Source organism: Paenalkalicoccus suaedae (assembly GCF_006965545.2).
GTDB lineage: Bacteria > Bacillota > Bacilli > Bacillales > Salisediminibacteriaceae > Paenalkalicoccus > Paenalkalicoccus suaedae.
In genome coordinates this window covers 1,058,593-1,085,468 of sequence record NZ_CP041372.2, presented here as the reverse complement: position 1 = coordinate 1,085,468, position 26,876 = coordinate 1,058,593, and the positions used below count along the sequence as shown (strand labels likewise).

Below are 26,876 nucleotides of genomic sequence, written 5' to 3'. Positions count from 1 at the left end.
GTCTTATTCACTTGAATTGGTGATAAACGGAATATGCCGTTCTTTTAACGAGATATGAAGAGGTGTTTTTCCAATTAGCTCTCCGTCCATATCTACATCCATTTCATCATCTGTTTCAATCACTATTTCCTTGCCTCTATAATGTTCAACACCGTCAGATTCTACTTCTAGCTCACGAGAGCGTTGATACCACTCCATAAATAGTTGCATTCCAGTAGCTTTTACGACCATAACATCTAGAATTCCATCGTCCATTTTTAGCTCATTAAATGGTAGTTCTCTCGTGCCTACAAATCTGCCGTTGCACACGATTACCATAAATGCTTCTCCACTTATTTTTTCACCATCGACAGTAAGCGAGTAAGTAAATTGTTTGGCTTCCTTCATTGTTCTCCAAGCACTAGCAAAATAACTAAGTGGTCCGAATAGTTCTTTTCCGTCTGGATTTATATTTGTAGAAGTTTCTGCAATTAGACCTATACCTGCAAAGTTTTGAAAGGAACGATCGCGAAGTAGCCCCAAATCAAAATATCGAATCTCACCGTTTAAGGAAGATTCTACAGCGAGATCCATTTGCATCGGAATATTTAAGCTTCGAGCTATATCATTACACGTTCCTCCTGGAAGTATACCAATAGGTGGAATTTGCTCTTTATCTCTAAGCGCCTGCACACATTCGTGCACGGTTCCATCTCCTCCTAATATCCACAACGTCTCAACAGTGGAATCGAGTTGCTCTATATAATTGTTTAGATCTCCAGGCTTACTACTTTTCTTTATAATGAGCTCCTCTACTCGTTGAGACAGGAGTGGCACAATGGTTGCTAAATCTTCCCCGCCCTTTCCTGCGGCTCCTTGATAAAGTAATACACCCTTTTTAAGCACTAAATACTCCTCCTCTCTACATTCTCTCCTTCTTTTATTCCACTTAACTATCTATTCTAACCATTTCATTCGTAGATCAAGATAGTAAGTGGTAAACTAAGTCAAAAGGAGGCGAGTCCTTTGATATTTATAAGTATTATTGTTTTCGTAATTGCTACAATAGTGTGTATCCAGTGGTTTATCGGCATCCGAAAAATACCTATTTTAAATCAAATAACTGGTAATACACTTACTAAAACCACTTCTACTGTTAGTATGATCGTTGCAGCACGTAACGAAGAAAAACACATCTATGAGGCTGTCTCCACTATGCTGGATCAAGTTTATCCACATGTTGAAGTAATTGTAGTAGATGACCGCTCTGAAGATGACACGTTTCGTTTACTTAACGAACTAAAAGCTACTCATAAAAATCGCAAGAGACTACGTATTGTTCAGGTAACATCGTTACCGAATGGCTGGCTAGGTAAAAATCATGCTCTTTATCAAGGCTATTTAGCTTCAAAAAGCGATTACTTACTTTTTACCGATGCCGACATTACGTTTCATCACAGAACATTACAAAAAGTGATGGCTTACACAGATAACATGAACATTGATCACCTTGCACTTATTCCTCAAAATTTAAAAGGAACTTTATTTTATCGCGGATTCCTAAGCTATTGGAGTATATTAGGTGTATGGAACTTTATTCAACTTCGTCATGCTGGGGTAGGGGCATTTAATTTAATTAATCGGCGCGTGTATGAAGACATTGGGACACATATAGAGGTTGCAATGGCACCAGATGATGATCTAAAGCTAGGGAAACAAGTAGTGAAAAAAGGATATCGTCAACAGCTCGGTTTTGGTAACGGCCTCGTTTTTGTTCAATGGTATGAGAACATCCCCCAAGTGATTAATGGTCTTGAAAAAAACCTGTTTGCTTTCATGCGTTATAATCTCGGACTAGCTGGCTTTTTCTCAATTGCTATTATTCTCTTGCATACAAGTCCTTTTATAGCGATTTTTTACACAGAAGGTTTTACCCAGTTATTTTTACTTGCAGCCCTTTTAATCTATTTATTTATGTATGTGTTTAACCAACCTTATTCAAATGATTCGTGGCTCTTCTTTTTGCTCATGCCAATTAATGGTATACTATTCACCTACTGTTTACTTAGATCCGCGTACAAAACGCTTCGCCAAGGTGGAGTGAAATGGAGAGGTACCACATATTCAATGAAGGATTTACGTAAATAGTATAGAATGTAATGGATTAGTAGTAATTACAAACACAGTTTAAACATGCTTACTCTTCACTCTGGTTTATTGATGCTACATAGCCTCTCTTCATTTCCAGCTGTGTCCAAAGCACCTTGTACTGTATAGATAGGAGGGCAAAGCCTTGACGAAGGATCACGGCTTAATGGTAGGTAGATTTATTTTAGTTGTAGCGAGCAGTATAGCGATCACATGGCTTATAGGTTGGTTCTTTCAGCTTTCTTATCCTTTTTGGATAGCCGCGCTACTCGTTTGGATGTTTTATCCTTTCATTCGCTTCTTACGAAACAAAGCAAGATTTCCGAATACATTAGCGGTTATCGTAGCTTTGCTACTTGGGATAGGAACACTAATTGGAGGCATCACAGGTATTATCTTTTTAATTATTTTTGGAGTTCGCAAGCTTTCTGATTTTGTTCCGAATTGGATAGAAGTTACTTCTATTGAGGTACAACGCTTTTTTAACGAACAAATCCTCCCAATTTGGCGCGATATAACGGGCGCTGTTGATAACTTAACACCTGGTCAACAATCAGCCGTATCAGATGGAATTTCAACTCTTGGAGCTCGTGCTGCGGATACATTAGCGGCAGCTGGTGAATCTCTCACTGAAGGCCTCACAAGACTTTTAATTATCGTACCAACATCTATTGTGGTCATTCTATTTGTGTTTATATCCTTTTATTTTATCGGAAAGGATTGGGAACGTATTTTTACCGCGTTCCGCAAGCATACACCCAATATTGTTGTTCAAAAATCAGTTGAGTTTAAAAAAATGTTCCAATATCGCGTACTTGGTTTTCTGCAAGCACAAGTCATTTTAATGGTTATTGCCTCCATCGTTGTTTTAATTGGCTTATTAATCCTTCGAGTAGAAAACGCATTAACGATCGCAATGATAGTAGGTATTGCTGAAATACTACCTTATTTAGGATCAGGCACTATATTAATTCCTTGGTTCATCTATATGTTATTGACAGGTAATATTGGTTTTGCTATTGGTCTTGCTATTGTTTATGCAGTTACCGTTTTAATCAGACAAGCGATCGAGCCGAAGGTTCTATCTTCAAGTATGAATTTAAATACGTTAGCAGTACTAATTGCTCTTTTTGTTGGCTTCCAACTCTTTGGGGTAATAGGTGTCTTTTTGGGTCCACTACTATTAGTAGTGTTGGTAATTTTTAAAGACATCGGAGTATTAGGAGGGCTTCTAGACTTCATCAAGAATGGATTTAAGGACGGCGTGCCTACACCTAAGGTACAAGTAAAAAAGAAATAAAAAAAAGATTGTCCACAAGTATTAATGGTGGGCAATCTTTTTTCATTTCTTGCTCTTGGCCGAAAACATGACTGACATCTCATCCTTTAAAACAAATTTTGTTCAAACTCTGCCTACAATAGATGATTCCTCACCTGAGACTGACCTTTCTTCTTCTGCAATGCGAAATTCTTCGATAAAAGTGTATACAATTCTTAATTCGGATTCAGATAGATCATCTATCAAATGAAGGACATCTTGTTTGCTAATATTCATGGATGCTCCCTCCTTTGGAAACCTTGATTTAGTGTTGCTATACCCGCTTTCTTAAAGGGTTACACCTCAATTTTAATTAAGGCTTTCAAGCGAATAATTAAATAAATAGTTACTGCTATTAATACACCTGCAACAATTGCAGCGGTCAAGCTTATACTTGGATAAGTTCCCATTCTTTCGATAGCTATTCCTATATATGCCCAAATAAATACAAGAGAATACACTGCATCCTTTAAATAATAGGAAATACCTGCTGCTAAGACTGCTCCAATAGGTAATAAGATAATTGTCCATGCAACGTTTGAGAGAATAATGCCATTACCATCACTGATGGAATTAAAGAATATGCCAATATTAACAATTGTCGCAACAGATACCCACCCCATATATACAGAGAAGGGAAGTCTCGTCCAGATGGATGCTCCAACTTGCTTGATCCGGTAATATATAACAATTATTGTTAATAACAAGGCAACCATTGGCACAATTGTGAAGGTAAATAGTTCATAGTGGAAAGAAAATAGCCAAGCCACGTTAAATATACCGTTAAATACGAACAAATATCCGATAGATAAGATAGCTCGTTCGTCCGTCCCCTGCTTAGTAAAGAAAGAACGCACTACCCATATGGCTAATAGAAGGTAAATAAGCCCCCAAATACTGAACACATATCCCGCAGGCGTAAATAACACGTTAACGGTATCTGATAGTTCGCCAGTCGTTCGATTATTTAAAGGTAATCCGTTAGCTAGTCCATTCATTGCGACGACGAATGCCAAAGTTATAGCATTTATTATTGCAAAAAGTCTTACGTTATTTGTCATAGTCAGACCTCCTTATATTTCTCTTACCCGTTGCTTTTCATTCTTAGACAACTATTAAGCAAATAGGTGCGTGTTTATTATTTCCATATAATTTGTCGTCTTTACTATGCTCATTAAATGGATCTTCTATTTACTATGCTTAGACAAGAATATCTATAACATGTAAAAAGCTTTTTGTGCCATCAAGACTTTTGACACTCCATGTAAGAGCAATTTAATCGCTTTTATTCCAGTACTTATCTAATGTACCAGCGTAAACAATCACCAGCTTGAGAGAACAAAATCGAGAGCGTCAAGCGAAGCTTCTAGTCCGAAACGGTGTAGCTTCTTATGAGATGCCACCTTTTTTGTTGGTGTTGAGGTAGGGCTTATAGCTATGAGGCATTTAAAGCAATAAATAAGATGGTACTATTCGTTGCTTGTATGTCCGAACTACATCTAGAAGGGAGCTGCATCACTTCTACCTTCGTGTACACCCTTCCACCTGCTTTACATCAAGCGTCTCTTAGGTCCTCGTTTGCGTTCGACAGCTTTCTTTGCAGTCGAGTCTATCTTGCCCTTCGTTTACGTTCATTAACTTTATTTTTTTATTTGTTAATCAAACCTGTTATCCATTAGCAAGCTAAACAACAAAAAAAAGAAAAGACAACACAAGGTCGTCTCTTCCCAAATAGCTTTATTGCGAAACACGAAAGAGTCTACTCTAAGCCCTCTACTAGCTCTGAAAGCTCTTCCCATCGTTCCATTTTTGTTACAAGCGTTGATTCTGTCTGTTCTTTTTCTTCGTAAAGCTCTCGCGCCTTATCAAAGTCACTCCCTGATTCAGCAATCTGCTCATCAAGTGCTTCTATTTTTGCTTCTAGTTTGCCGATTTCCTCTTCAATCGTATTCCATTCTTGCTGATCTTTATAGGAAAGTTTTTTACGTGTTTTAGGCTTAGGTGGTTCAACAGGAGGTTCATCCATTACAGTTGGTGCAAGCTCTATCTCTCGCTCGTCCTCAAGCCATTCGCTATACGTCCCATAGTAACGGTCTATTTGCGCGTTCCCTTTAAAAACAAGCAACTGTGATACTACTCTATCTAAGAAATAACGATCGTGGGATACCGTTATGACAACGCCTGGGAATTGCTCTAAGTAATCCTCTAATACGGACAGCGTCTCCGTATCAAGATCGTTTGTCGGTTCATCTAAAAATAGGACGTTAGGTTCTTCCATAAGCACTTTAAGGAGATAAAGCCGCTTCCGCTCCCCACCGGACAAACGTCTTATATGCGTAAACTGGTGTGCTCGCGAAAACATGAAGCGTTCTAACATCTGTTCGGCTGTGATCGTCACACCGTCAATCGTTTGAACGACTTCTGCCGTCTTCTTAATATAATCGATCATTCGAAGATTTTCGTCCATTTCTTCATGATTCTGCGAATAGTATCCGATCTTAACCGTTTCCCCGACGTGGACGGTTCCAGCGTCAGCATGGACTTTTCCCGCGATAATGTTTAGTAGTGTAGACTTCCCAATTCCGTTAGCTCCAATAATACCAAGACGATCATGACGATTAATCAAATAATCAAGCGACTCTATCAACTGTTTGCCTTCGATTGCTTTTGACACACCAATAAGCTCAATGACGTCTTTCCCTAAACGAGTGGAGCCGATAGCAAAATCAAGATCCTCTTTTTTTCGAGTCATCTTGCGTTCCTGCATATCTTCTACACGATGAATACGAGCCTTTTGCTTCGTAGTACGGGCTTTTGCCCCGCGCTTCAGCCATTCGAGCTCACGTCTGAGCACATTTTTATGTTTCGCATCCGCAGCTAAGCCTTGTCGCTCTCTCTCTGCTTTCTCCGTCAAATAATATTCATAGTTGCCTTCAAATGTGTATAACTCTCCCTCTGCAAGCTCCATGATCTTCGTAGTCACGCGATCTAAGAAGTAGCGATCGTGCGTAATGAGCATCACCGTCCCCTTATAGGACTGTAAGTGCCCTTCTAACCACTCGACAGACACGTTGTCTAAGTGGTTTGTCGGCTCATCTAACAGGAGCAAATCCGCAGGCTGTATAAGCGCCTTCGCTAAGGAAACTCGGCGAACTTGACCACCTGAAAGCGTGTTAACCTTTTTATTAAAGGTTTCAATGCCAAGCTTTGTTAAAATGGTCTTTGCCTGCGTGTTCGCTTCCCATGCATCTTCGCTATCCATCTCATTTTGAGCTCGCTCATAGGCTTGCTGGTAAGCTCCCTTACTACTATCCTTCTCGAGATTCCTCATAGCAAGCTCATAGTTCTTCATAGCTCGCATGATAGGTGCGTCCCCGTCAAAAACGGTCTCTAAAACGGTTTTCTCTCCGTCTAGCTCTGGATTTTGAGGCAAATATTCGATACGAAAATCGTTCGCATGTAGCAGCTTCCCAGACTCTGCGCCTTCTATTCCTGCTAGCGCTTTTAATAAAGATGATTTTCCTGTTCCATTTATACCAACTAGCCCGATTCGTTCACGGCTGCCTATTGTAAAGGAAATCTGGTTAAAAAGCACCTTTTCTCCATATGTTTTGTGAAGCTTTTCAATTTGCATCATATACCTTCATCCTCTCTCTTGTTACATTGTAGCGAAGTTTTCATCTCTATCCAATGTTTTTGAAACATTCCTAAGCTTTATTCCGTAAAGAGTAATGGACATATTGAAGGGGGAACAACCATGCTTGCTATGATTATTATTATTTTATTAACTGCCCTTCTTTTCTTACCACTTGAGCTAAATTGGTGGAAAAGAAAGCAGTTTCGTATTTGGATCCCGTTACGCTACGTACTTGGGATTATGTACGGGGTATTTTTATTCTACTTAGGTCTACTCGACCAAAGCATCACACTTATCATCACAGCGTATTTACCGATTGTTGCAATTTGGCTCATAATTGATAACACTCTCGTATTTACGCTAGTAAAATCCTTTAAAAAGCGCACGGCTACTATCGGTGCTTCTTTAGGACTCCTTCTTTTAGTTGGATTCGCTGGGTTTTGGGTGCTTCAACCACTTTTCCTCGCTGATGCAAAATTTGACATGGCGAACGGACAAGAAGTAACGGTTGAGGAATTAAATCCTGTCAGTGAGCAAAGTATGCCTGTCGTGCCACGAAGCTATGCGAGATATCGCGCAGATATTATGATGGGACAGCTTGATAATCCTGCCTTTTATAATTTAGGAGAGACTCGCATTCAGCGCGTGAATGATTCCTTACAGTGGGTAACACCAATTGAATACGACGGAATATTCCGCTGGGTTCGCAGTAATGCTGCTCCTGGGTATATCATAGTCAGTGCAGATAATCCACGTGAGGAGCCAACGCTTGAGTTAGTCGATATGACATACGTGCCATCTGCTTTCTTCCACGAAAACTTGGAGAGACACGTACGTACTCAATTCCCAGATCTCCTTATGCTTGATACAACGTTTGAAATTGACGGCGAAGGAAACCCTTATTACATCATAAGCTACGGACATTATACCGAATTCCGCCGTGTAGCTGATGTAGATGGCGTTATTATAGTGGATCCTCAAACAGGGGAAACGGAGCAATTTGCTAGAGATGAAGCTCCTGAGTGGGTAAATAGAATTTATCCACCACATATTGCGGAAGAACGAAATCAATGGTTTGGTATATATAAATCTGGTATCGTAAACCGCTTCTTTGGTCGCGAAGGGTTAACAGAGCCTACAAGATGGGGCGCTGACGATACGGTAACTGGTGTTGTCGATCAAGACCTTCAGCTTAACTGGTTTAGTGATCACATGCGCTTACAAACAGAAGGTCAAGAAGCTAGTCGTTCGATGGTTGGCTTTACGATGTTTGATACACGTACAGGTGAGTTGAGCTACTATCGTGATGCAAGTGGCTCATTGAATGGCCGTACTGCGATGGACCTTGCTGAGCGAACATTTAGACGTGATGATTATGTTGCTGGAACACCATCCCTCTATAATATTTACGGACAGTACACATGGCTTGTACCACTTATGGACCGTAACTCTGTATTACGTGAAATTATGCTTGTAAGTGCCCGCGATGAAAACATTTACGGCTATGGCGATACGAAGCGAGATGCCTTTAATGCCTATCAACTCGAGCTTACTTCGTCCTCCGATGATGATGCAGTTCCTGGCGATTTCACTGATGCTGCGGAGCTCACTGGCACCATTGAGCGCGTCTACAAGTGGGACCGCGAGGATAACGTAACCGTACGCTTCTTAATCGAAGGAGATGATCGTATCTTTACGATTAATGCATCCTCTTCCCCTTACTCGCTCTTCATGGAGCCTGGAGATGAGATTACCATTTCCTTTGTCGAAAATAACGAAGAGATACAGCCCGTTGAAGAAATCTCGATACCTGGAATAAACGATTAATCAAAAAAGCCTGCTTGAGGGAGGATTACCTCGCCAAGCAGGCTTTTTTCTATATGTCTAATAGTTCGCGTATTTCTTCTTTCCCTAAGGACGTTACCATCGTTTCGCCCGGCTGAATAACACGATCTAATAGGTCACGCTTTTTATCCTGAAGCTGATGAATCTTCTCCTCTATCGTGCCTGTCGTGATAAGCTTTGTCACGTGTACGACTCTCTTTTGCCCAAAGCGATACACACGATCGGCCGCCTGATCTTCAATCGCTGGATTCCACCAAGAGTCAAATAGGATGACGGTATCTCCACCTGTTAAGTTAAGCCCTGTTCCACCCGCTTTTAACGAAACAAGGAATAAATCCTTTTCACCCGCATTAAATTGATCGGCCTTCTGAACGCGTTCTTCTGAAGGCGTCTTTCCGTCCAGATAAAAGTAATCCCAGTCTCTCTTCGCCAACTGCTCACGAATGATTGCAAGCATCGTTGTAAACTGGCTAAAGACGACTACACGACGTCCTGCAGCCTTCGCTTCCTCCAGGTAGTCTAAAAGCCTGTCAAGCTTCTCTGATCCTCCCTCATAGGAGTCAACGAACATTCCAGGGTGACAGCAAATTTGTCTTAGTCGGGTTAAGCCTGCAAGAATCTGCATGCGTTTATCCTGCCACTCATTTCGTTCTATTGCAGAGCTCGCCTCTTGACGTAGCATCGCAAGCTGCCCTAGGTAGAGTGTTTTTTGAGCCTGAGTCATATCCATATATTCGACAGCCTCAATTTTTTCAGGAAGCTCTTGTAAGACTTCTTTTTTCTGCCTGCGAAGGACAAATGCACGTATCCTTCTTGCAATTTGTGTTTCTGTCAGCTTATTAAACGCTTCTCTTCGTGGTAACACTCCCGGGAGGACAATCGCAAAGATCGAGTAAAGCTCCTCGAGCGAGTTCTCAATTGGCGTACCGCTCAAGGCAAAGCTCGTTTGACGCTTTATTTTGCGCACAGCTCTAGCCGTTTTCGTTCCAGCATTTTTAACATTTTGCGCCTCATCTAAGATAAGGACATCAAATTGCTTTTGCTCATAAATATCAACGTCGCGACGTAACACAGGATACGATGTAATGACAATATCGTAATCATCAGCAGTTGCTAAAAGCTCCTGTCTCTCTTCTGCACTCCCATTTACTACCAACACGGTCATGGATGGCGCAAATCGCTGAATTTCTTTTTTCCAGTTATACACAACACTTGATGGAGACACGATTAATGCCGAGACATCCTTTCGCTCTTTTTTACCAAGTAAAAACGTGATTGTTTGGAGCGTTTTACCAAGACCCATATCATCTGCTAAAATCCCACCAAAACCATAGTAGTCAAGTGCAGTCATCCACTGATAGCCTCGCTTTTGATACTCTCTTAAATCAGCATCAATTGCAGGCAGTGGGAAATCTTCCTCTACAGGCTCTGTTAATCGTGTAATAAGTTTTTGGAAAGCCTCGCTCTTCTTTACGTAAAGGCCACTGTCCTCCACTTGTAAAGCTCGATAAAGTGGTACTTGCATCGACTGCTCTAGCTCGTTTTTATTGAATTGAAGCTCATCAAAAAGTTGCTTCATTGGATCAAATACCTCATCGTGAAGTGGTACATACGATCCACTCGATAGTTTAAAATAGCGATCTCGAGCTAAAATAGCACGCATCATCGCATCAATATCATCATCCGTAATTCCACTCACATCAAAGTGCACATCCATCCAGCCTCCTGATGTGGATACAGATAGTTTAGGCTCTTCATATGGTTCAAAGATTAAGTCCTGAATAGACTTTGGCGCATAGATATCAAACCATTCATCTAACTGCGGCATATCAAATGAAACAAAATCTAAAATGTCAGGTAAGGAATCTAAAAATAGCTCTTTCCCGTTAAATCGGAAGGGCAGATCTTCAATCTTACCTAAGAGCTTATACTCAAGTTCCATGTCTCTTACAAGCACGTTCTCTCTCGTATGTGTTTCGCGTAAAAATGGACGTATTTCTTCACTGCCATATTGAAAAATGACATCGGCAGTCAATCGTTCACCTTCATAGCTAATCATAAGCTTAGGCTTAAGTGGCGGCATAGAAATCATCTCTTCAATGTCTCCATCCATCGATAGCTCCCCGATTTCTTTTAACTTTGGTAAAAGAATCGAGGCAAACGTATCGAGCTGGCTTCGATCTAGTAAGAGTTGTTGCTTATCTTCAAGCGCCACATGAAAATACAGTGATTCAATGAGGTCCTGCTGACCTTTCGTAACCTTATAGCAAATGCCGTTAAAGAATAGGTAAGGAAGCATTCTTCCTAAGTAAATCACTTTCTCCGCCTGATCCCACTTAAATTCATACGTGTCCAATGTGTCCTTTAGTGGCGCCAATCGGAAAGAAAAGATCGGCTTAAGATCCTCTATGACAAGTCCTTCATACTCGTGTAAAGAATCGTTTACCGATGTTCGTCTTTCAGCTAAAACGTTCAATAACTTTTCCGCGTAAGTAGGAGGGATACAGAATGTCCGCTCCTCATCGTTTTGATTACGTATATAGGAGGATTGCTTGACATCAATAACTTCTTTCATGAGTGAAAATACGTGCATATCCTCCTCTTTAATTACATAGTCCGAGGCATGAAACGTAAACAGTTTAGAAAAACGAATCGATTCACCATTCGATAAAGAGCGTAAGAATGCATGAATATCCTTTACCACGTAAGTTCGCTTCGGTCCTACTTTGAGCTCAAGTTCAAAACCCCCTTGAATTCGCTCGTTGTAGGATGGATACAAGGATAGTAAGAATTCTACTTCAAGAGGCTGCCTTTCTTTCGTTGATTCTTGCTCCTGCACGTAGAGCGATTCTAATGATCGAAGTAATCTAGCTGTTCGGCTTCGTTCTTCTGCGGGTAGTCTATATGGTTCAGCCTTGCCGTATCCGTCTTTCTTAGCTAACCATTTACCTACTTTATACTCTGCCATCTTAAATAAAACAGCTCCAACATGCTCACACTGTTCTTTTTTACACGTGCAACTTGTATGAATGATCTCAAGCTCGTTGCTCGGCTCCACTTCCACCGTTTGCCTTTCGTCATCGTCAACAAACACTTTAAACCTTGCCAGCTCTTTATCCCAAAGCATTTCTTTCACTCGCTCATTCTCATACAATGCCTTTGCCTTGTTTTCTGTTTCGCTTTCAGAGAAATGACGCTCTATTTCCACCGAAGTTAGTTCATCTAATCGCATTCGTTCACCTCATTCCATTCGTAAAACACCATTCCTTAATCATATCAAACTTTTCATTACAATGCTCTTTTTAGGCAGAATAAACTGTTTACTTCTTCGGATTTGGTTTGCATCAAATAATGAAAAAGTATTCACAGAAAAAGAGTTTTTATAATTTCCCAAGGAACAAAAAAGCTTAGATTACCTTGCACATGGCAAGATAGTCTAAGCTAATGTAGCACGATTTTTACCGCTTCTCTTTGATTCGTATAGTGCTCTGTCTGCTTCTTTAATCAAATCATTTATTGACTTATTAGTTATGTTGGAATTATTCCACTCTGCTACTCCCATACTTATTGTTACTGTATGGGAAGTGCTAGACATACAGTGAGGGATATTTAATCGATAAACTACCTCTACAAGTAACTTAGCAAAATCATACGCATCTGTCCCCTTGAATTTCGGTAATAAAATTCCGAATTCCTCTCCACCGTAACGAGCAAATACAGCTTGTTCAGGCAAAGCGTCTGATATTGTCTTCGTAATACTTTTTAAACAATCATCCCCTGCTTGATGCCCATATTGATCGTTATATTTTTTAAATTCATCGAGATCAAACATAATGATAGAGAGAGGAGTGTGACGCTTGTTTGAATCCTTCAATAACTTAGGTAACCTCTCGTCAAAGTAACGGCGATTAGCAACCCCTGTTAATCCATCACGTTCAGACAATTGCTTTAATAGTGTGTTGGCTTTTGTAAGTTCTAATTCCAACATTTTTTTTGATGTGATATCGACCATGGAAAATAGTCCAGCTGTCATATTCCCATAGCTATCTAAAATTGGAGATCCATTAATGGATAAAATCTTTGACTCTCCACTAGACGTCTCTATGGTATGAATATAGTCTCGAATAACATTTCCTGTTTTTTTCATAATAGAGAAAGGCAAGTCCTCTGATTTGATAGGATCTCCATCAGGAGTTGTTATGTTTAAATTTGGCGAATTAAATGTAAGGTTATCTATATGGGAGGCTCGAAGCTCCAATATTTCCTCGGCCATCTTGTTTGCAAAAGTAAGCTTTCCGTTCATATCTATTAATGTAATTCCACTCGGAGCCGTCTCTATCATTTTGGCTAAGTGACGCTTATCAAAATGCTCCACCTTATACATTTCTGCGTCTATATTTTTTAAATCTAATTGAAAAATATAGAAGACATCATTGTTTTCTTCACCTTTTGTTACCGTGACCTCCGATGTGAGCTCTTGGCCATTGCTACCCTTTAAATGCATGATTTTATTAAGGTGTGACTCCTCACTATCAAGCTTTTTAATCTCTTCTCTACACGCAAAAAAATTCTCTTTAGTCATTAGCTGATCAAACGTTAAATCGATTAGCTCTTCGCGTTCATAGCCAATCACGTTAGCTGCTGGAGTGTTCACGAATGTAATTTTAAGATCACTCTTTATGATAAATATGCCAAGAGGAGAATGTTCAAAAGTTGTCTTAAATAGATCTAAACTAGTTTGCTCATAAAGCATGCTGTCACCGCCTCTATTGTTCACCTAAGTACCTATTCCCTAATTTATCAATCACAACCTAGGACTTTTATGTTAACCTGTAAAAAAAGTGGCTATTTAAATAAAGGATAATCCTTTACTAAATAGCCACTTTTGAGGAACTACTAAACTCGATGTTCCCTTACCTATCAACATGTATCATCCAATTCAACTTACCATTGTAAGTGCTAAATGCGTATTTATTTCGGCCTTTCCAGGGAGAACTGCTTACCAAGCTTTGCGTATGACGTTCCTCCTAGTCGAGAGACTGGTTTTAAGTTTCCTGTGTCGACAACGTTATTGTCAATCAGCAACTTCTCTTCCACATGGTAGGCAACAATTTTGCCAATGATTAAATCTGTAGTCGCGTCTTCCCCTTCGATCACGTGATGAGCGTATAGCTCACATTCCATTCTCACAGGGCTTTCACGAATACCAGGTACATCGATAAAGTGACTTAAAACAGGTTCAAGCTCCGCTCGTTCAGCCTCACTCTCATCAGGAGCTAAGTTTGCCGCACTTTCATTAGCCTTCTCCACGTTTTCTTCCGTAGTTACATGCACGACGAATTGCTTTTTTCCTACGATATTTCGAGCTGTATCCTTTTGCTCTGTTCCCTTTCTCCCAATAGAGACTGACACGAGCGGTGGATCTGCCGAAATAATCGAAAAGTAGCTGAACGGTGCTACGTTTAGCACTCCTTCTTCGGATAACGATGATACAAATGCAATTGGTCTAGGAGTAATAATGGATGTCATCAGCTTGTAATGATCACGTTTCGTTAATGATTTTGACTCAATGACTGTCATTTACTTATCCTTATTAGCATCGTAAAAACGACGTGCTTCGTCAATTTCATCACGAGTTAGCTGGTGACCCATATTAGCCCAATATAGTTCAACGGGTGCGCCAGCCCCCTTTAAGTGCTCATGTAGCTCTTTTGTTTCCTCAGGTGGACAGATTGGATCATTGCTACCTGCTCCGATAAACACAGGTAGTCCGGACATATCAGGTAGATCAAGACCTCGTCTTGGTACCATTGGGTGCAATAGGATCGCATGTTTGAATGGACGCTCGTAATGGTATAGCAGACTGCCTGCAATATTAGCTCCATTTGAATATCCGATGGCTGTCATGTTCGAGCGATCGAATCCGTGCTCGCTCGCTGCTTCATCAATAAACTCGTGGAGTTCTTTTGTGCGGAAAATAAGGTCCTCTTCATCAAATACGCCTTCTGCTAAACGTCTAAAAAAGCGGTTCATGCCGTTTTCGTCTACGTTCCCGCGGACTCCAATAACGTTCGCATCTGGGTCAATCATTTGTGCGATTGGCAAAAGATCCTCTTCATTCCCACCAGTTCCGTGAAGTAATAGTAGTGTATGGTCACTCGTTCCTTTTTTAAAAATATGCTTCATTGTTTGTTCCTCCTTATTTTTTCTCTGGAATCGTTATAGGTGCAATAATTGATTCGATCTTTTCGCGTTGCTCTTCAAGCCATGGTGGCAATTTCAGGTCTTTACCTAGCTCTTCTTGATCCTCGTCCCATAAAAATCCTGGTGGATCGGTTGCAACTTCATACAAAATGGAGCCAGGCTCTCTAAAGTAAATCGCGTTAAAATATTGGCGGTCCTTTACTTCTGTTGTGCGGATATCCTTGCTATGCAAGTAAGACATAATATCCTGCTGGTGCTCGTCATCGTTTGCTCTAAAAGCAATGTGGTGAACCGTTCCAACACCCATAGAGCCTGGCTCTGTCTTAGATGTATCAATATCAATTATGTTCCCTAAATCACCAGGAGCCTCGAAGCGGATAAAGTCGCCCGCAGTTGCAACATGCGTCATGCGGAAGTGCTCCACTAAAAGCTTTGAGGTCGCTTCCGGGTCTGAGGAATAGAGAACTGTTCCACCAAAGCCTTTAATAGCTTCGTTTGTTGTGATCGTATCGAATTCCCATTCGCTATTTGGTCCCTTGCCTCTCGCGACTATTTCAAGCTGCAATCCGTCTGGATCTAGGAATTGGAGGTACTCTTCATTAAAACGAGTTGCAAGCTCTGCCTTCACACCTTTATCCCGAAGTCGCTCCTCCCAGAAGGATAATGCTCCATCAGGCACGACAAATGTCGTCGTTCCAACCTGACCAGTGCCAATTTTGCCCTTCCTAGCACCATCCCAAGGGAAAAATGTAATAATCGTTCCAGGTGATCCTTGCTCATTCCCAAAATAAAAATGGTACGTAGCAGGATCATCAAAATTTACTGTCTTTTTAACAAATTTTAATCCTAGTACGTCAGCGTAAAAATCCATATTTCTCTGCGGATTGCCAACGATCGCTGTAATATGATGAATACCTGCAATTGTAGGTGCTGTCATCTCATAACCTCCAAATAGTATATTAACTATATTAAAGTAAGCATATCATCCTTACCTTCCTAACGTCTACTACAACGTATTCCCAAAACACTTCTTTCTTAGTCGCTAAATCTTTACCTCCTATTTTCTAAATTAACCTCAGAGTCGATCACTATATCTTTGGACAAAAATCAGGTAGGATACGCAATTGATCAGTATAGAGCAAGCAAACTAGTATCTCTGATTGTCTCTTTCCTCTAACTCTTGTAAACTAAAGAGACTAGGTTTTAGGGGGATATAGCATGTTAGATCAAGCACAGTTAAAGCTTCAACAGCATTATGGATACGATGCTTTCCGACCTGGACAGCATCGTATTTTAGAGTTTGTTTTTAAAGGACACCCTACGATGGGGATTATGCCCACGGGTGGAGGAAAGTCGATTTGCTATCAGATTCCTTCGTTACTTTTACCAGGTATTACGCTCGTTATCTCCCCACTTATTTCCCTTATGAAGGATCAGGTCGATGAACTTGCCGAAGCAGGCATTGACGCGACATTTATAAACTCAAGCTTATCAGCTAGCGAAGTCTCTGCTAGATTAGATGAGGTTAATTTAGGTCTACAAAAGCTTATTTATATTGCTCCAGAGCGCCTTGAATCACCCTCATTCATGCGTATGCTACAAAAGCTACCAATCTCCTTAGTAGCGGTTGATGAGGCTCACTGTCTGTCTCAGTGGGGACACGATTTTAGACCAAGCTACTTACGTATTCCTGAGCTTTTAAATACGCTACCAAAAGTACCGCCAGTATTAGCCCTCACTGCAACCGCAACCCCTGAGGTGACGCAGGACGTGTGCCGAGCGTTATCAATCGATCCAGACCACGTCGTTCAGACCGGCTTCAGCCGTGAAAATTTGGCGTTTCATGTGGTTAAAGGGGTAGACCGTGACGAATACATGAAGAGCTACATTACTCAGTCTGGAGAGTCCGGGATTATTTATTGTGCGACTAGAAAAGAAGTGGAACGCATTCATGATTATTTAAAGAAGGCTAATGTTTCTGTAGGTAAGTATCATGGAGGGATGTCTCAAGAGGATCGGCAAAAGATGCAAGAGTTGTTCGTCTATGATGTGACCAAAGTGATGGTTGCTACAAACGCCTTTGGTATGGGGATTAATAAATCGAACGTTCGCTTTGTCTTTCATAGGCAAATGCCACGCAATATGGAGAGCTTTTATCAAGAGGCTGGACGTGCAGGAAGAGACGGCGCTCCTAGTGAGTGTATGCTCTTATTTTCGCCTCAAGACATTCGAATCCAGCAGTTTTTAATTGATCAATCAATGATGGACGAGCGACGCAAGGAGCAGGAATATCGGAAGCTCCAGGCTATGACGAGCTTTGCACACACAGAGGATTGTCTACAAAACTATATTCTTCAATATTTCGGAGAATCGCCGGCAGAACCTTGTGGTAGGTGCTCGGAATGCGTCGATGATCGAACCTCTGTGGATATAACGCGAGAAGCACAGATGATTTTCTCTTGTGTAAGACGGATGGGTGAACGATTCGGGAAGACGATGGTCGCTCAAGTATTGACTGGATCTAATAATAAGAAGGTGAAGGATTTAAAGCTTGATACACTTCCAACCTTCGGACTGATGAAGAATCGCTCTCAAAAAGAGGTTGCTCAGTTGATTGACTTTCTTGCTGCATCTGACTATTTAGCTTTAACTGGCGGCAACTATCCAGTGCTGCAACTGACTGATTTAGCAGTGCCTGTGCTAAAGGGACAGGAGTCGGTTGCGAAGAAGGAGGAGAAGCATCAGGTACGTGTCACCCAGGATCATCCGTTATTTGAGACACTCCGTGGAGTGCGAACCGAACTCGCGCGTGAGCACGCTGTTGCACCATACATGGTCTTCTCTGATCAGACGCTTCATGAGCTATGCAGGCAGCTCCCGACCGATGAACATGCGATGCTCCAAGTCAAGGGTGTCGGACAAATGAAGATAGAGACTTACGGACAGCCATTCCTAGATGCGATCCTTGTATATGTAGAGGAAAACGAGATGGCAAAGCCTCAACAAGAAATTTTATCAAATGATAAAAAGCAGAAGAGCTATATGGTAACAGCGGAATTATATGTAGATGGCACACCAGTCGAAGAGATTATGAAGCTTCGGGATATTAAAGAGGTAACTGTGAAAAGTCATCTTTTAGAGGCATATGAAGATGGTGTCTCTATTGAGCTCTCTCCTCTATTTGAGGCTAAGCATGTAGATTTAATTAAACGAGCTATTAATGATGTAGGTCTTGAAGAGGGGATGAAGCCTGTAAAGGAGGCTCTCCCTGAAGAGGTGGATTACTTTACGATTAAACTCGTTGCCAATGGGTATGTGTGAGGTTGGTGAGATATTGAAGTAACTCCACTCACTTAGGGTAAATATGGTATAATTACCTTAAATGAGGTGGTTAGAGTGGATAGGTTTCAAGCAGGAGTAGCATGTGTACTTGCTGGTGTGTTACTTTTGGTCATTGTGAATAATTGGAGTAATTCTCCATTCATGTGGGGACTCGCTTATATTGGGAGCTTACTATGCAGCGTTATTGGAGTAGGGATGTTAGTCTCTCTTTTGCGTATTAGCTGGAGATGAATGTAAAAAAGCAGGTGGACGAGGCTAGTAGCTCGTTTACCTGCTTTTTTGGTGGGGGTTTGATGAAATATTACCTTTTGACGCACAAGGTAGCCATCTCCTACTCTTTCATCTTCCCTGACTCATCATATAGCTTGTCTTGATAGAAGAAGTTCGGCGACTTCTCCTCGTTTTTAAAGCCTTGGTGGAAAATGTGTGTTGCCGCAGGTGATACAGGTGGAATTAACCACGTCCAGTCCCCTGTTACCTCTCTCTCAGCGCGTTCCTCTCGTTGCTGGAACTTACGGAATTGCTCAGCGGCTGTATGATGATCGACGATACTCACCCGATTTTCTTGGAAGGAATGTAAGACTGCTCGGTTTAGCTCGACAAGTGCACGGTCTTTCCAGAGAGCGGATGTTTTACTCGTGTCTAAATGAAATACCTCAGCAACTTCTTTCAATTTATCGTAGCGGAAGCTGTCCGCTAAGTTGCGTGCCCCAATTTCTGTACCCATGTACCACCCGTTAAATGGCGCGGTTGGATAGGTGATTCCGCCAATTTCTAGTTGCATGTCAGAAATTGCAGGAACAGCGTACCATTTTAAGTCAAGCTCTTTAAATGATGGCTCTTCCGGATGCTCAAATGGGACCTCTAGAACGATGTCAGACTCAAACTCTTGCAATACTAATGTAGAATCAAGCTTAATCACGATTGGTAAAAGATCAAAAGCAGATCCTTTTCCCTGCCAACCTAAGTCCTGACATAGCTTTGTAAACGCAATCGAGTCTGGATCTCCGATTACGGTTCCGTCAGGATGCTCGTATCCTGCATAGCGCGCAAGCTGATGGTTTATGACTCGAACCGGTGCTTTCCCATCCTTTTCTGGAGCAAACACCGTAATTGTCGGACGGATTCGCCCCTCATTTGTTGCAAAGGTCATATGATTCTTCAAGGTATTAAAAACCTCTGATTCCTCTTTAACTTCGCGAGCATCAAATACGTTCATCGTCTCCCAAAAAAGTCTGCCAATACATTTATTGGAGTTACGCCATGCCATTTTGGCACCATGAACGAGCTCTTCATACGTATGTGTATACGTTCCGGTCTCTTCTATCTCTACTTTCACTTGCTGTAAACGGTCACCCAGTGTCGTCGCATCTATTCCTAATTCCTGATAGCAGGTCGAAATAAATGATGCTGCTTGCTCCTGTAAGCTCATCTCCTGTTGCTCCTTTTTGAATCTTTTGTCAGCTAGTTTCACTTATGTTAGTATAAATTAAACGCATAAAAAAAGTAAGTAATCCACTAGGGGTGCCCTCGGGCTGAGATAGGTTTCCTAATCCCTTTGAACCTGATCTGGTTAACACCAGCGTAGGAAAGTGGCTACTGTTTTTGTATACACAGTGAGCTATTTCCTTCGTGGAATAGCTTTTTTTGTGCGAAAAAAAGGAGGACTGTTTCATGCAATCAACACTAGGCACAGCACTTACTTCGCTTCGCGCAACAAAACCCTTGATCCACAATATCACGAATGTGGTGGTAACTAATTTCACAGCTAATGGCATGTATGCTATTGGAGCTAGTCCTGTTATGGCTTATGCCAAAGAAGAAGTAGCGGATATGGCAAGCATCGCACAAGGTCTAATGATTAATATCGGAACACTAACTGCGCCAACTGTAGAAGCAATGTTTATCGCAGGAGAGGCTGCAAACCAAGGAAAAACGCCAATCGTATTTGATCCAGTTGGATCCGGCGCGACCCCATATCGAACAAACACGGCTAAAAAACTACTTACAGAGCTGTCTATCCAGGTTGTTCGTGGTAATGCCTCAGAAATTGCGAGTTTAATAGACGATTCCGTTACGACAAAGGGAGTCGATTCTGATACAGCGCTTGAAAATGCACAAGAGGTAGCTATCAAAGTAGCAAAGGAATACAACACGATTGTGGCTATGACTGGCGAGGTTGATATCGTCACAGATGGAAGCCGAGTCTTAACAGTCTCTAACGGTCACCCTTTGCAAACAACGATAACAGGTGCAGGCTGTCTACTGTCCTCCTTAGTCGCTGCTTTTATTGCTAGTAACGATGTCTCTCTCGACTCGATAGTCGCTGCGCTAGCCACTTATGGGGTTGCGGCAGAAATTGCTTATAAAGAAACTCCCGTTAAAGCTCCTGGAAGCTTTCAGCAGTATTTTCTGAACGCGTTGTACGAAATAACGGAAGAAGATGTGAATGATCGAAGTAAAGTCGAAGAGGTGACGTCATGACGATAAAAGCGATGACGATTGCAGGCTCTGATAGTGGCGGCGGCGCAGGAATTCAGGCAGACCTCAAAACATTCCAGGAGCTTGGCGTTTTTGGTACATCCGTAATTACAGCTATCACAGCGCAAAACACGTTAGGGGTAACCGATGTCCATCCCATCCCCGTGCTTACGATTGAGGAGCAGTTTAAAGCAGTGATTACTGATATCGGTGCAGACGCTGTGAAGACTGGTATGCTGTATGACAAAGAGCGAATTGAGGCTATTGCAGATTTGGTGAGTAGGCATCAAGTAACGAATCTGATCGTCGATCCCGTGATGGTGACTACAACAGGGTCTCCGCTCTTAAAAGAGGACGCGCAGGATACGTTAATTAAAAAGCTCTTCCCATTAGCAATTCTCGTGACGCCCAATATTCCTGAGGCAGAAGCCATCTTGAGTAAAAAGCGCGAGGATTTTGATAAGCTTGAAGATATGGCGAAGGCACTTTATCACGCTTGTGGTGGTGTTCCAGTTTTACTTAAAGGCGGTCATGAGGCACGTGCAGAGTTTATGACTGACGTGCTTTTCACCGGTCAAACAAGTGTCTTGTATACCTCTCCGCGCATTGACACGACGCACACTCACGGCACAGGCTGTACGTATGCTGCCGCGATTACAGCCTTTATTGCCCAAGGGGTAAAACTGGAGAGTGCTATCTTTAAAGCGAAAGAGTTTTTACATGTCGCAATTGAGCAGGCAAAGCCTGTTGGAGAAGGCGCCGGACCAGTGCACCACAGTGCCCACCGTGAGTCTTCTATTTCAGATGTAAATATGGAGGTATTAACTTGAACGTAAAAGAAGCTCTCTCCGTATACTTTATTTGTGGAACGCAGGATGTGGTGAGACCACTAGATGAGATACTAACAGAAGCTTTAGAGGCTGGTATTACAATGTTTCAGCTCAGAGAAAAGGGTGAAGGAAGTATTCAGGATAAGGAAGAGCGCTATGCTTTAGCGAGGCGTTTGAAGCAACTGTGTAGCTCGTATCACGTTCCATTTGTTGTGAATGACGACGTGGAGCTCGCTTTGGAAGTAGAGGCTGATGGTCTGCACATCGGACAAGACGATGGTGATGCCAGTAAGATTAAAGGGCGCCTTCCTTCTTCTATGCTGTTTGGGATCTCTGCATATACAGTCGAAGAGGCAGAGCAAGCTATTCGTGATGGGGCAGATTACATTGGCGTTGGACCTATGTATGCTACGCGGTCAAAAGCGGATGCCAAATCAGCGGTTGGTCCTGAGCGAATTCGATTGATGCGTGATCAGGGTGTTGATTTACCAATTGTTGCGATTGGCGGTATAACAACGAGTCATGTGAAGGAAATAAAGAAAGCTGGCGCAGACGGCGTCTCTATTATCTCTGCGATAGCTAGAGCGAGTTCGATTGAAAAGGCTGTTCGGTTATTTAAAGGGTGAACGAATAGCTGCCGGGTTGGGACAAAAGCGAGGAACCTGTCTCACCCTTTTTGGTGCGAAGAAACGCGGCTCGGTTATCCGGGTCTGGCCTTCGGTTATCCGGATACGGGGTTCAATTAACCGATTGTGCCGTTCAATTTAACGATCTTAACTTCCAATTATCCAAAAGCGCCTATCAAACTTTCCTTCACACTAAAAGCTACCGTCCTCTCTATATGAGGATCCGGTAGCTTTTTTAATACTAAAGCTTATTTGAAATAGAACTTAACTGTCCTTGTAGATCATCTGTCATTGCTTTTAACTCAGCTGCTACTGTGAAAAGGTCATTAATTTGACTAACTTGCTCATCCGTTTGAGCAGATATTTCTTCGGCTGATGCGCTTTGTTGCTCCGTCATTGCGCTAATCTCTTCAATGGCGCGTCTAACCGTCTGCAAAGAGTCACGAATTGTATTGGCTAAGCGATTTGATTCTGATGTTTCCCGGGAAATAATCGTCATATCCTGCACGATCGTGTCGAATATTTCACCTGTCTTACGCATGTCTGCCTTGCCTTGTAGCGCGCGTTCCTTCCCTTCGCTAGTAGCTTTCACTACCAATAATACGTCGGCTCGTAGATTTTCAAGAGCGGCTTTTATTTCTGCTGCATAGGAGCCAGACTGATCGGCTAGCTTTCGGACTTCTTCTGCTACAACGGCAAAGCCTCGACCGTGCTCTCCTGCCCTCGCCGCTTCAATTGCTGCATTTAAAGCAAGTAAGTTTGTTTGATCGGAGATTTCTGTAATAAAGTTTAATTTACCACCAATACTCTCTGAACGCTCCTGTAAACTTTTTGCAAATTCATCAATTTCCTCAACGGTCAACGCTAGCTCCGTCATCGACTTTTCAGACGACTTCATTGTGTCAAGACCACTAGAGGCTACTTTCGCCGTTTGTTCTGTGACGGAAACAGATGCCTCTGTTTGTTTCACGATACTTGTAACATTACCATCTACTTGTTGTGTTAACTCAAGCCCTTTTTGCACTTCACTCACTTGAAATTCAGCTGCCTGTGCTAGTTCGGATAATGAATCATGAATAGCCTCAGACCCTGTGTAAAAGGAGTTAGTTTCATTCTCTATTTGCGCCACACTAGCCTGTACACGATCTGATGCAGAATGAATAGAGGATAATAGCGTTTGAATAACATTGTTTTGAGAGTTCTCTCGCTCTGTCACTTCCGCCAAATGTAACTGCCTAGACCTAATTTGGAAAATAATAACGACGGCTGTAAAAATTAAGAATACAGCGTGAATAAGGAGTAATCCGAACGGATAATTGGATGTGCCACATATCAGTTCTGGAAAGAATGTATACCCGCCTAGATGTTGAACAGCAAAAATGACCGTACTTATGACAATTAATTTTATTTGCTCAAAGTAAGCGAGACTCGCGAGCACCATGAAAATAGAGAAGTGATACTCTACCATTCCATCTCCACCAGCTATAATCGAGATACTCCCAAATGTTAGCGTTAGCATAATTACTAACGGAATATAGCGGTGTGTGCGGTCTTTTATAAACAAAATAACCGCAACGATGAATAAGACAATTGGAATAAGCATAATCAGAGTTAAAATTAGTGGATTCACATTTTCGGTACCTTCATACACATATGACAATAATAAATACGAGTCCATCCAACCTACACTACGATGAAGAAAATGAATCAAAACAGATAATAAGACAACAAATAAACTAAAATAAAGCATTAATTGATTTCTTCTAGTTTGCAAAAGTGACACTCCTCTTGATGAAACATCATCTATTTTACTACGAAATATTCCCTATACTTTTCGACATTAAACGATAATTTTCTCATTAAATATACAACTATACTCACCGATATAGTTTAATAATGGTAATTATATAATTATTTATTACCGGTCAACGTGTCAATAAGCCACTCTTATTTGATTGACATGCTAGAGGTCCTACATGTCTATAGTAGATACCCATTACTGTATAAGAGAAAACACTATATTATTAAAATTTTAGGTTTATTTGTAAGGTGAGGTAAACTAGACAGCTACTAGTTATAGAAAGTCCTCAAGTACTAGTTATAAGGTGAGTCCTTTGGATTTTTTTACAATTTAATGGAGCATAAAACAGAAATAGACTATCACTATATTTGCCCCAAAAAAAATCTCCCCTACGCACGAAGGTAGGAGAGCATGTATCGAGTATTTAATTTGCAACAATCTCGATATGCTTGCCAAGTGACATATCGAAGTAACCTAAATCCGTTAGCTTAAGGTTTGGAATAACCGGTAAACACATAAAGGATAAGGCAGAGAAAGGATTGAAGTTACCATCAAAACCAAGCGTCTGAAGATGGCCATCAACTGCCTCTAAATCACGAAGTGTCTCTTCAGCGTCCACTGTGGACATGAGGCCTGCAAGATTTAATGGAAGCTTCGCTAAAACCTCCCCTTTATCCACAATAACAAGTCCTCCCTGCATGTCACGAAGCGCAAGGGTTGCAACGAGCATATCCGCTGAGTCATAGCCTGCAACGACCAAATTATGAGAATCATGTGCCACTGTTAACGCGATAGCGCCTCTATCTAAGTGTAAGCCTCGTATAAAGCCGAGTCCGATATTTCCAGTTAGTTTATGACGTTCAATCACAGCGAGCTTCATAATATCTTGCTCGTGATCGGATTGAAAAACGCCATTTTTAACTGGTAAAGATGCTGTAGATTTTGATGTTACTAAGCTGTTTGCCGCGTAATCAATCACGTGCACTTTCTCGCCCGTAGCTTGCACATCGAATGTCGCTTCTGTGATCTCAGGTAGCTTTACACTTTCTACTAGCGGCGCCGGAATCTCTGCGACGCGCTCTTGTGCCACCTTCATTTTTCCGTTCTCGGCTACAACTTCGCCGTTTTTCATAACGTGTGTGATGGCAAAGTCCGTTAAATTATTGACAAATAAGATATCCGCATCATACGATGGTGCGATTGCCCCTTTCTTAGATAACCCGAAGCATTCCGCTGCGTTAATTGTCGCGAGCTGAATCGCAACTAGTGGGTCAACGCCATGATCCTGAACAGCCATGCGCACGCATGCATCAATGCTACCTTCTTTCATTAACTCATCTAAATGCTTATCGTCGGTACAGAAAAGAAAGCGTCTGCTGTTTGTTTCGCTTACAAGTGGAATGAGAGCGTTTAGGTCTTTGGCAGCGGAGCCTTCTCGGATAATCACATATAAGCCTCTTCGCAATCTGTCCTTCGCTTCCTCCGCTGTTGTACACTCGTGATCCGTTGTAATCCCTGCGGCTCTAAATACGTTCATCGCTTTGGCATCTAATCCAGCTCCGTGACCATCAATCTGTCCACGTAATTCACTAGCATCTAGGAGCTTCTGCATCATGTCTTCTGACGTGCTAGCTACAGATGGGTAATCCATGACTTCTGCAAGTCCTAACACTCGTGGATGATCATAAAAGGAGCGTAAATCTTCTGCGCTTAAAGCTGCCCCTGTATTTTCGAAAGGAGTGGCTGGAACGCAGGATGGGAGCATAAAATACGCATCTAAAGGAATGCCTTCGGAGTCATCGAGCATAAAGGTAAGTCCTTCTTTACCTGCAACGTTTGCGATTTCGTGAGGATCTGTGATAACAGAAGTAACTCCGTGAGGAACGACAACATCCACAAAACGGCTCGGTGTCACCATGGAGGATTCAATATGCACGTGTCCGTCGATGAAGCCCGGCATTAAGTACTTTCCATCCGCATCAATTTCTCGATGTCCCTCATAGGATGGTCCAATCCCTGCAATTTTGCCATCAATGATCGCAATGTCTGCTTCCTCTACCTCGCGAGTAAAGACGTTTACTACTTTTCCGTTTTTAATGACCACGTCTGCCTTTTCTTTCCCATTCGCAACGTGAATACGTTTTTTAAGCTGTTCCATCATACTCAAGCACCTCTTCTCAGAAATAACAATTTGGTTCATTATACTGAGTTTTTGGTTAGGCGTCCATGTCTTCTGTCATATAACCTTATAGACGGAACAATCAGAACTTTTTGATGAGGGGCGGATGGGGTGGTTGGTGGTTCAACTTGCGCGATTTTTTTCTCTTTACGCAGTTCGACCTCTTTTTCGCGCGATTCGCCCTTACTTTCGCGCGATCCTACCTTCAACTTGCGCGGTTCGACCTTCGACTTGCGCGATTTTTTTCTCTTTACGCAGTTCGACCTCTTTTTCGCGCGATTCGCCCCGACTTTCGCGCGATCCCTCCTTCAACTCGCGCGGTTCGACCTCCAACTTGCGCGATTTTTTTCTCTTTACGCAGTTCGACCTCTTTTTCGCGCGATTCGCCCTGACTTTCGCGCGATCCTACCTTCAACTTGCGCATTCCCACCTCCAACTTGCGCGGTTCACGGTTCTACTAGCTCCATGCACGATTCAACTTCACCA

The 26,876-nt window shown here is 41.9% G+C and carries 21 protein-coding genes and 1 riboswitch; of the genes, 8 read left to right on the top strand and 13 right to left on the bottom strand.

Annotation, left to right across the window (positions count from 1 at the left end; translation table 11 throughout):
• Positions 1 to 3: 3 nt before the first annotated feature.
• Positions 4 to 885 (bottom strand): diacylglycerol/lipid kinase family protein, encoded by an 882-nt coding sequence (locus tag FLK61_RS05930; protein ID WP_176008588.1) that lies wholly within the window; start codon positions 883 to 885, stop codon positions 4 to 6.
• 120 nt (positions 886 to 1,005) lie between these two features.
• On the opposite strand from FLK61_RS05930, the gene FLK61_RS05925 reads away from it, so the two are divergent.
• Together FLK61_RS05925 and ytvI are read left to right on the top strand one after the other, a co-directional pair.
• On the top strand, positions 1,006 to 2,127 hold the full coding sequence (locus tag FLK61_RS05925) for a glycosyltransferase family 2 protein (RefSeq protein ID WP_176008587.1): 1,122 nt from the start codon (positions 1,006 to 1,008) through the stop codon (positions 2,125 to 2,127).
• Positions 2,128 to 2,272: 145 nt separating this feature from the next.
• The gene (ytvI, locus tag FLK61_RS05920) at positions 2,273 to 3,427 is read left to right on the top strand and encodes a sporulation integral membrane protein YtvI (RefSeq protein ID WP_249777687.1); all 1,155 of its coding nucleotides are present in this window, start codon (positions 2,273 to 2,275) and stop codon (positions 3,425 to 3,427) included.
• Between the two features lie 102 nt (positions 3,428 to 3,529).
• Here the strand turns inward: ytvI and FLK61_RS05915 are convergent, their stop codons facing one another.
• From FLK61_RS05915 to FLK61_RS05905, 3 genes are all read right to left on the bottom strand, one after another.
• Complete coding sequence (locus FLK61_RS05915; RefSeq protein ID WP_176008586.1) at positions 3,530 to 3,682, bottom strand: hypothetical protein; 153 nt, start codon at positions 3,680 to 3,682, stop codon at positions 3,530 to 3,532.
• Positions 3,683 to 3,741: 59 nt separating this feature from the next.
• Positions 3,742 to 4,506, bottom strand: a complete 765-nt coding sequence (locus FLK61_RS05910) for a TspO/MBR family protein (RefSeq protein ID WP_176008585.1) — start codon at positions 4,504 to 4,506, stop codon at positions 3,742 to 3,744.
• A 698-nt stretch (positions 4,507 to 5,204) separates the two neighbouring features.
• Positions 5,205 to 7,082 carry an ABC-F family ATP-binding cassette domain-containing protein gene (locus tag FLK61_RS05905; RefSeq protein WP_176008584.1) on the bottom strand — a complete coding sequence of 626 codons (1,878 nt, stop codon included), beginning with the start codon at positions 7,080 to 7,082 and terminating at the stop codon, positions 5,205 to 5,207.
• Positions 7,083 to 7,202: 120 nt separating this feature from the next.
• Here FLK61_RS05905 and FLK61_RS05900 point away from each other — a divergent pair, with 120 nt between their 5' ends.
• Positions 7,203 to 8,909 carry a hypothetical protein gene (locus FLK61_RS05900; RefSeq protein ID WP_176008583.1) on the top strand — a complete coding sequence of 569 codons (1,707 nt, stop codon included), beginning with the start codon at positions 7,203 to 7,205 and terminating at the stop codon, positions 8,907 to 8,909.
• A 49-nt stretch (positions 8,910 to 8,958) separates the two neighbouring features.
• On the opposite strand, the gene FLK61_RS05895 is transcribed toward FLK61_RS05900, so the two are convergent.
• The 5 genes from FLK61_RS05895 to FLK61_RS05875 all read right to left on the bottom strand — a co-directional run bounded on the left by FLK61_RS05895 (position 8,959) and on the right by FLK61_RS05875 (position 16,068).
• A complete protein-coding gene (locus tag FLK61_RS05895) occupies positions 8,959 to 12,159 on the bottom strand; it encodes a DEAD/DEAH box helicase (RefSeq protein ID WP_176008582.1) in 3,201 nt (1,066 codons plus the stop codon).
• Positions 12,160 to 12,363: 204 nt separating this feature from the next.
• Positions 12,364 to 13,680, bottom strand: coding sequence for a GGDEF domain-containing protein (locus tag FLK61_RS05890; RefSeq protein ID WP_176008581.1), 1,317 nt, complete (start codon positions 13,678 to 13,680; stop codon positions 12,364 to 12,366).
• Positions 13,681 to 13,898: 218 nt separating this feature from the next.
• Positions 13,899 to 14,507, bottom strand: coding sequence for a flavin reductase family protein (locus tag FLK61_RS05885; protein WP_176008580.1), 609 nt, complete (start codon positions 14,505 to 14,507; stop codon positions 13,899 to 13,901).
• Positions 14,508 to 15,113, bottom strand: a complete 606-nt coding sequence (locus tag FLK61_RS05880) for an alpha/beta hydrolase (protein ID WP_176008579.1) — start codon at positions 15,111 to 15,113, stop codon at positions 14,508 to 14,510.
• A gap of 13 nt (positions 15,114 to 15,126) precedes the next feature.
• Positions 15,127 to 16,068, bottom strand: coding sequence for a ring-cleaving dioxygenase (locus tag FLK61_RS05875; protein WP_176008578.1), 942 nt, complete (start codon positions 16,066 to 16,068; stop codon positions 15,127 to 15,129).
• A 281-nt stretch (positions 16,069 to 16,349) separates the two neighbouring features.
• Here FLK61_RS05875 and recQ point away from each other — a divergent pair, with 281 nt between their 5' ends.
• Together recQ and FLK61_RS05865 are read left to right on the top strand one after the other, a co-directional pair.
• On the top strand, positions 16,350 to 18,452 hold the full coding sequence (gene recQ / locus FLK61_RS05870) for a DNA helicase RecQ (RefSeq protein WP_176008577.1): 2,103 nt from the start codon (positions 16,350 to 16,352) through the stop codon (positions 18,450 to 18,452).
• A gap of 75 nt (positions 18,453 to 18,527) precedes the next feature.
• Complete coding sequence (locus FLK61_RS05865; protein WP_176008576.1) at positions 18,528 to 18,704, top strand: hypothetical protein; 177 nt, start codon at positions 18,528 to 18,530, stop codon at positions 18,702 to 18,704.
• Between the two features lie 100 nt (positions 18,705 to 18,804).
• Here the strand turns inward: FLK61_RS05865 and FLK61_RS05860 are convergent, their stop codons facing one another.
• On the bottom strand, positions 18,805 to 19,905 hold the full coding sequence (locus tag FLK61_RS05860; RefSeq protein ID WP_176008575.1) for a nitric oxide synthase oxygenase: 1,101 nt from the start codon (positions 19,903 to 19,905) through the stop codon (positions 18,805 to 18,807).
• 78 nt (positions 19,906 to 19,983) lie between these two features.
• Positions 19,984 to 20,081, top strand: a riboswitch (TPP riboswitch).
• A 66-nt stretch (positions 20,082 to 20,147) separates the two neighbouring features.
• Between FLK61_RS05860 and thiM the strand changes: the two genes are divergently transcribed.
• From thiM to thiE, 3 genes are read left to right on the top strand one after another with little or no spacing between them, the layout of a single operon-like run.
• Positions 20,148 to 20,957 carry a hydroxyethylthiazole kinase gene (thiM, locus tag FLK61_RS05855; protein ID WP_176008574.1) on the top strand — a complete coding sequence of 270 codons (810 nt, stop codon included), beginning with the start codon at positions 20,148 to 20,150 and terminating at the stop codon, positions 20,955 to 20,957.
• Positions 20,954 to 21,784: a bifunctional hydroxymethylpyrimidine kinase/phosphomethylpyrimidine kinase gene (thiD, locus tag FLK61_RS05850; protein WP_176008573.1), complete on the top strand. Its 831-nt coding sequence runs from the start codon at positions 20,954 to 20,956 to the stop codon at positions 21,782 to 21,784. Before thiM ends, thiD begins: the two co-directional genes overlap by 4 nt.
• Positions 21,781 to 22,410 carry a thiamine phosphate synthase gene (gene thiE, locus FLK61_RS05845; protein WP_249777686.1) on the top strand — a complete coding sequence of 210 codons (630 nt, stop codon included), beginning with the start codon at positions 21,781 to 21,783 and terminating at the stop codon, positions 22,408 to 22,410. Before thiD ends, thiE begins: the two co-directional genes overlap by 4 nt.
• 241 nt (positions 22,411 to 22,651) lie before the next feature.
• Here thiE and FLK61_RS05840 read toward each other — a convergent pair whose 3' ends face one another.
• The 3 genes from FLK61_RS05840 to FLK61_RS05830 form a co-directional block, all read right to left on the bottom strand.
• The gene (locus tag FLK61_RS05840) at positions 22,652 to 24,184 is read right to left on the bottom strand and encodes a methyl-accepting chemotaxis protein (RefSeq protein ID WP_176008572.1); all 1,533 of its coding nucleotides are present in this window, start codon (positions 24,182 to 24,184) and stop codon (positions 22,652 to 22,654) included.
• Between the two features lie 451 nt (positions 24,185 to 24,635).
• The gene (gene ade, locus FLK61_RS05835) at positions 24,636 to 26,372 is read right to left on the bottom strand and encodes an adenine deaminase (protein WP_176008571.1); all 1,737 of its coding nucleotides are present in this window, start codon (positions 26,370 to 26,372) and stop codon (positions 24,636 to 24,638) included.
• A 268-nt stretch (positions 26,373 to 26,640) separates the two neighbouring features.
• Complete coding sequence (locus tag FLK61_RS05830; protein ID WP_176008570.1) at positions 26,641 to 26,814, bottom strand: hypothetical protein; 174 nt, start codon at positions 26,812 to 26,814, stop codon at positions 26,641 to 26,643.
• Positions 26,815 to 26,876 lie beyond the last annotated feature (62 nt).

Coding starts and splice junctions, on each gene's coding strand:
- FLK61_RS05915 (WP_176008586.1), bottom strand. CDS start 3,682: ATGAATATTAGCAAACAAGATGTCCTTCATTTGATAGATGATCTATCT.
- FLK61_RS05910 (WP_176008585.1), bottom strand. CDS start 4,506: ATGACAAATAACGTAAGACTTTTTGCAATAATAAATGCTATAACTTTG.
- FLK61_RS05905 (WP_176008584.1), bottom strand. CDS start 7,082: ATGATGCAAATTGAAAAGCTTCACAAAACATATGGAGAAAAGGTGCTT.
- FLK61_RS05900 (WP_176008583.1), top strand. CDS start 7,203: ATGCTTGCTATGATTATTATTATTTTATTAACTGCCCTTCTTTTCTTA.
- FLK61_RS05895 (WP_176008582.1), bottom strand. CDS start 12,159: ATGCGATTAGATGAACTAACTTCGGTGGAAATAGAGCGTCATTTCTCT.
- FLK61_RS05890 (WP_176008581.1), bottom strand. CDS start 13,680: ATGCTTTATGAGCAAACTAGTTTAGATCTATTTAAGACAACTTTTGAA.
- FLK61_RS05885 (WP_176008580.1), bottom strand. CDS start 14,507: ATGACAGTCATTGAGTCAAAATCATTAACGAAACGTGATCATTACAAG.
- FLK61_RS05880 (WP_176008579.1), bottom strand. CDS start 15,113: ATGAAGCATATTTTTAAAAAAGGAACGAGTGACCATACACTACTATTA.
- FLK61_RS05875 (WP_176008578.1), bottom strand. CDS start 16,068: ATGACAGCACCTACAATTGCAGGTATTCATCATATTACAGCGATCGTT.
- recQ (WP_176008577.1), top strand. CDS start 16,350: ATGTTAGATCAAGCACAGTTAAAGCTTCAACAGCATTATGGATACGAT.
- FLK61_RS05860 (WP_176008575.1), bottom strand. CDS start 19,905: ATGAGCTTACAGGAGCAAGCAGCATCATTTATTTCGACCTGCTATCAG.
- thiM (WP_176008574.1), top strand. CDS start 20,148: ATGCAATCAACACTAGGCACAGCACTTACTTCGCTTCGCGCAACAAAA.
- thiD (WP_176008573.1), top strand. CDS start 20,954: ATGACGATAAAAGCGATGACGATTGCAGGCTCTGATAGTGGCGGCGGC.
- ade (WP_176008571.1), bottom strand. CDS start 26,372: ATGATGGAACAGCTTAAAAAACGTATTCACGTTGCGAATGGGAAAGAA.
- FLK61_RS05830 (WP_176008570.1), bottom strand. CDS start 26,814: ATGCGCAAGTTGAAGGTAGGATCGCGCGAAAGTCAGGGCGAATCGCGC.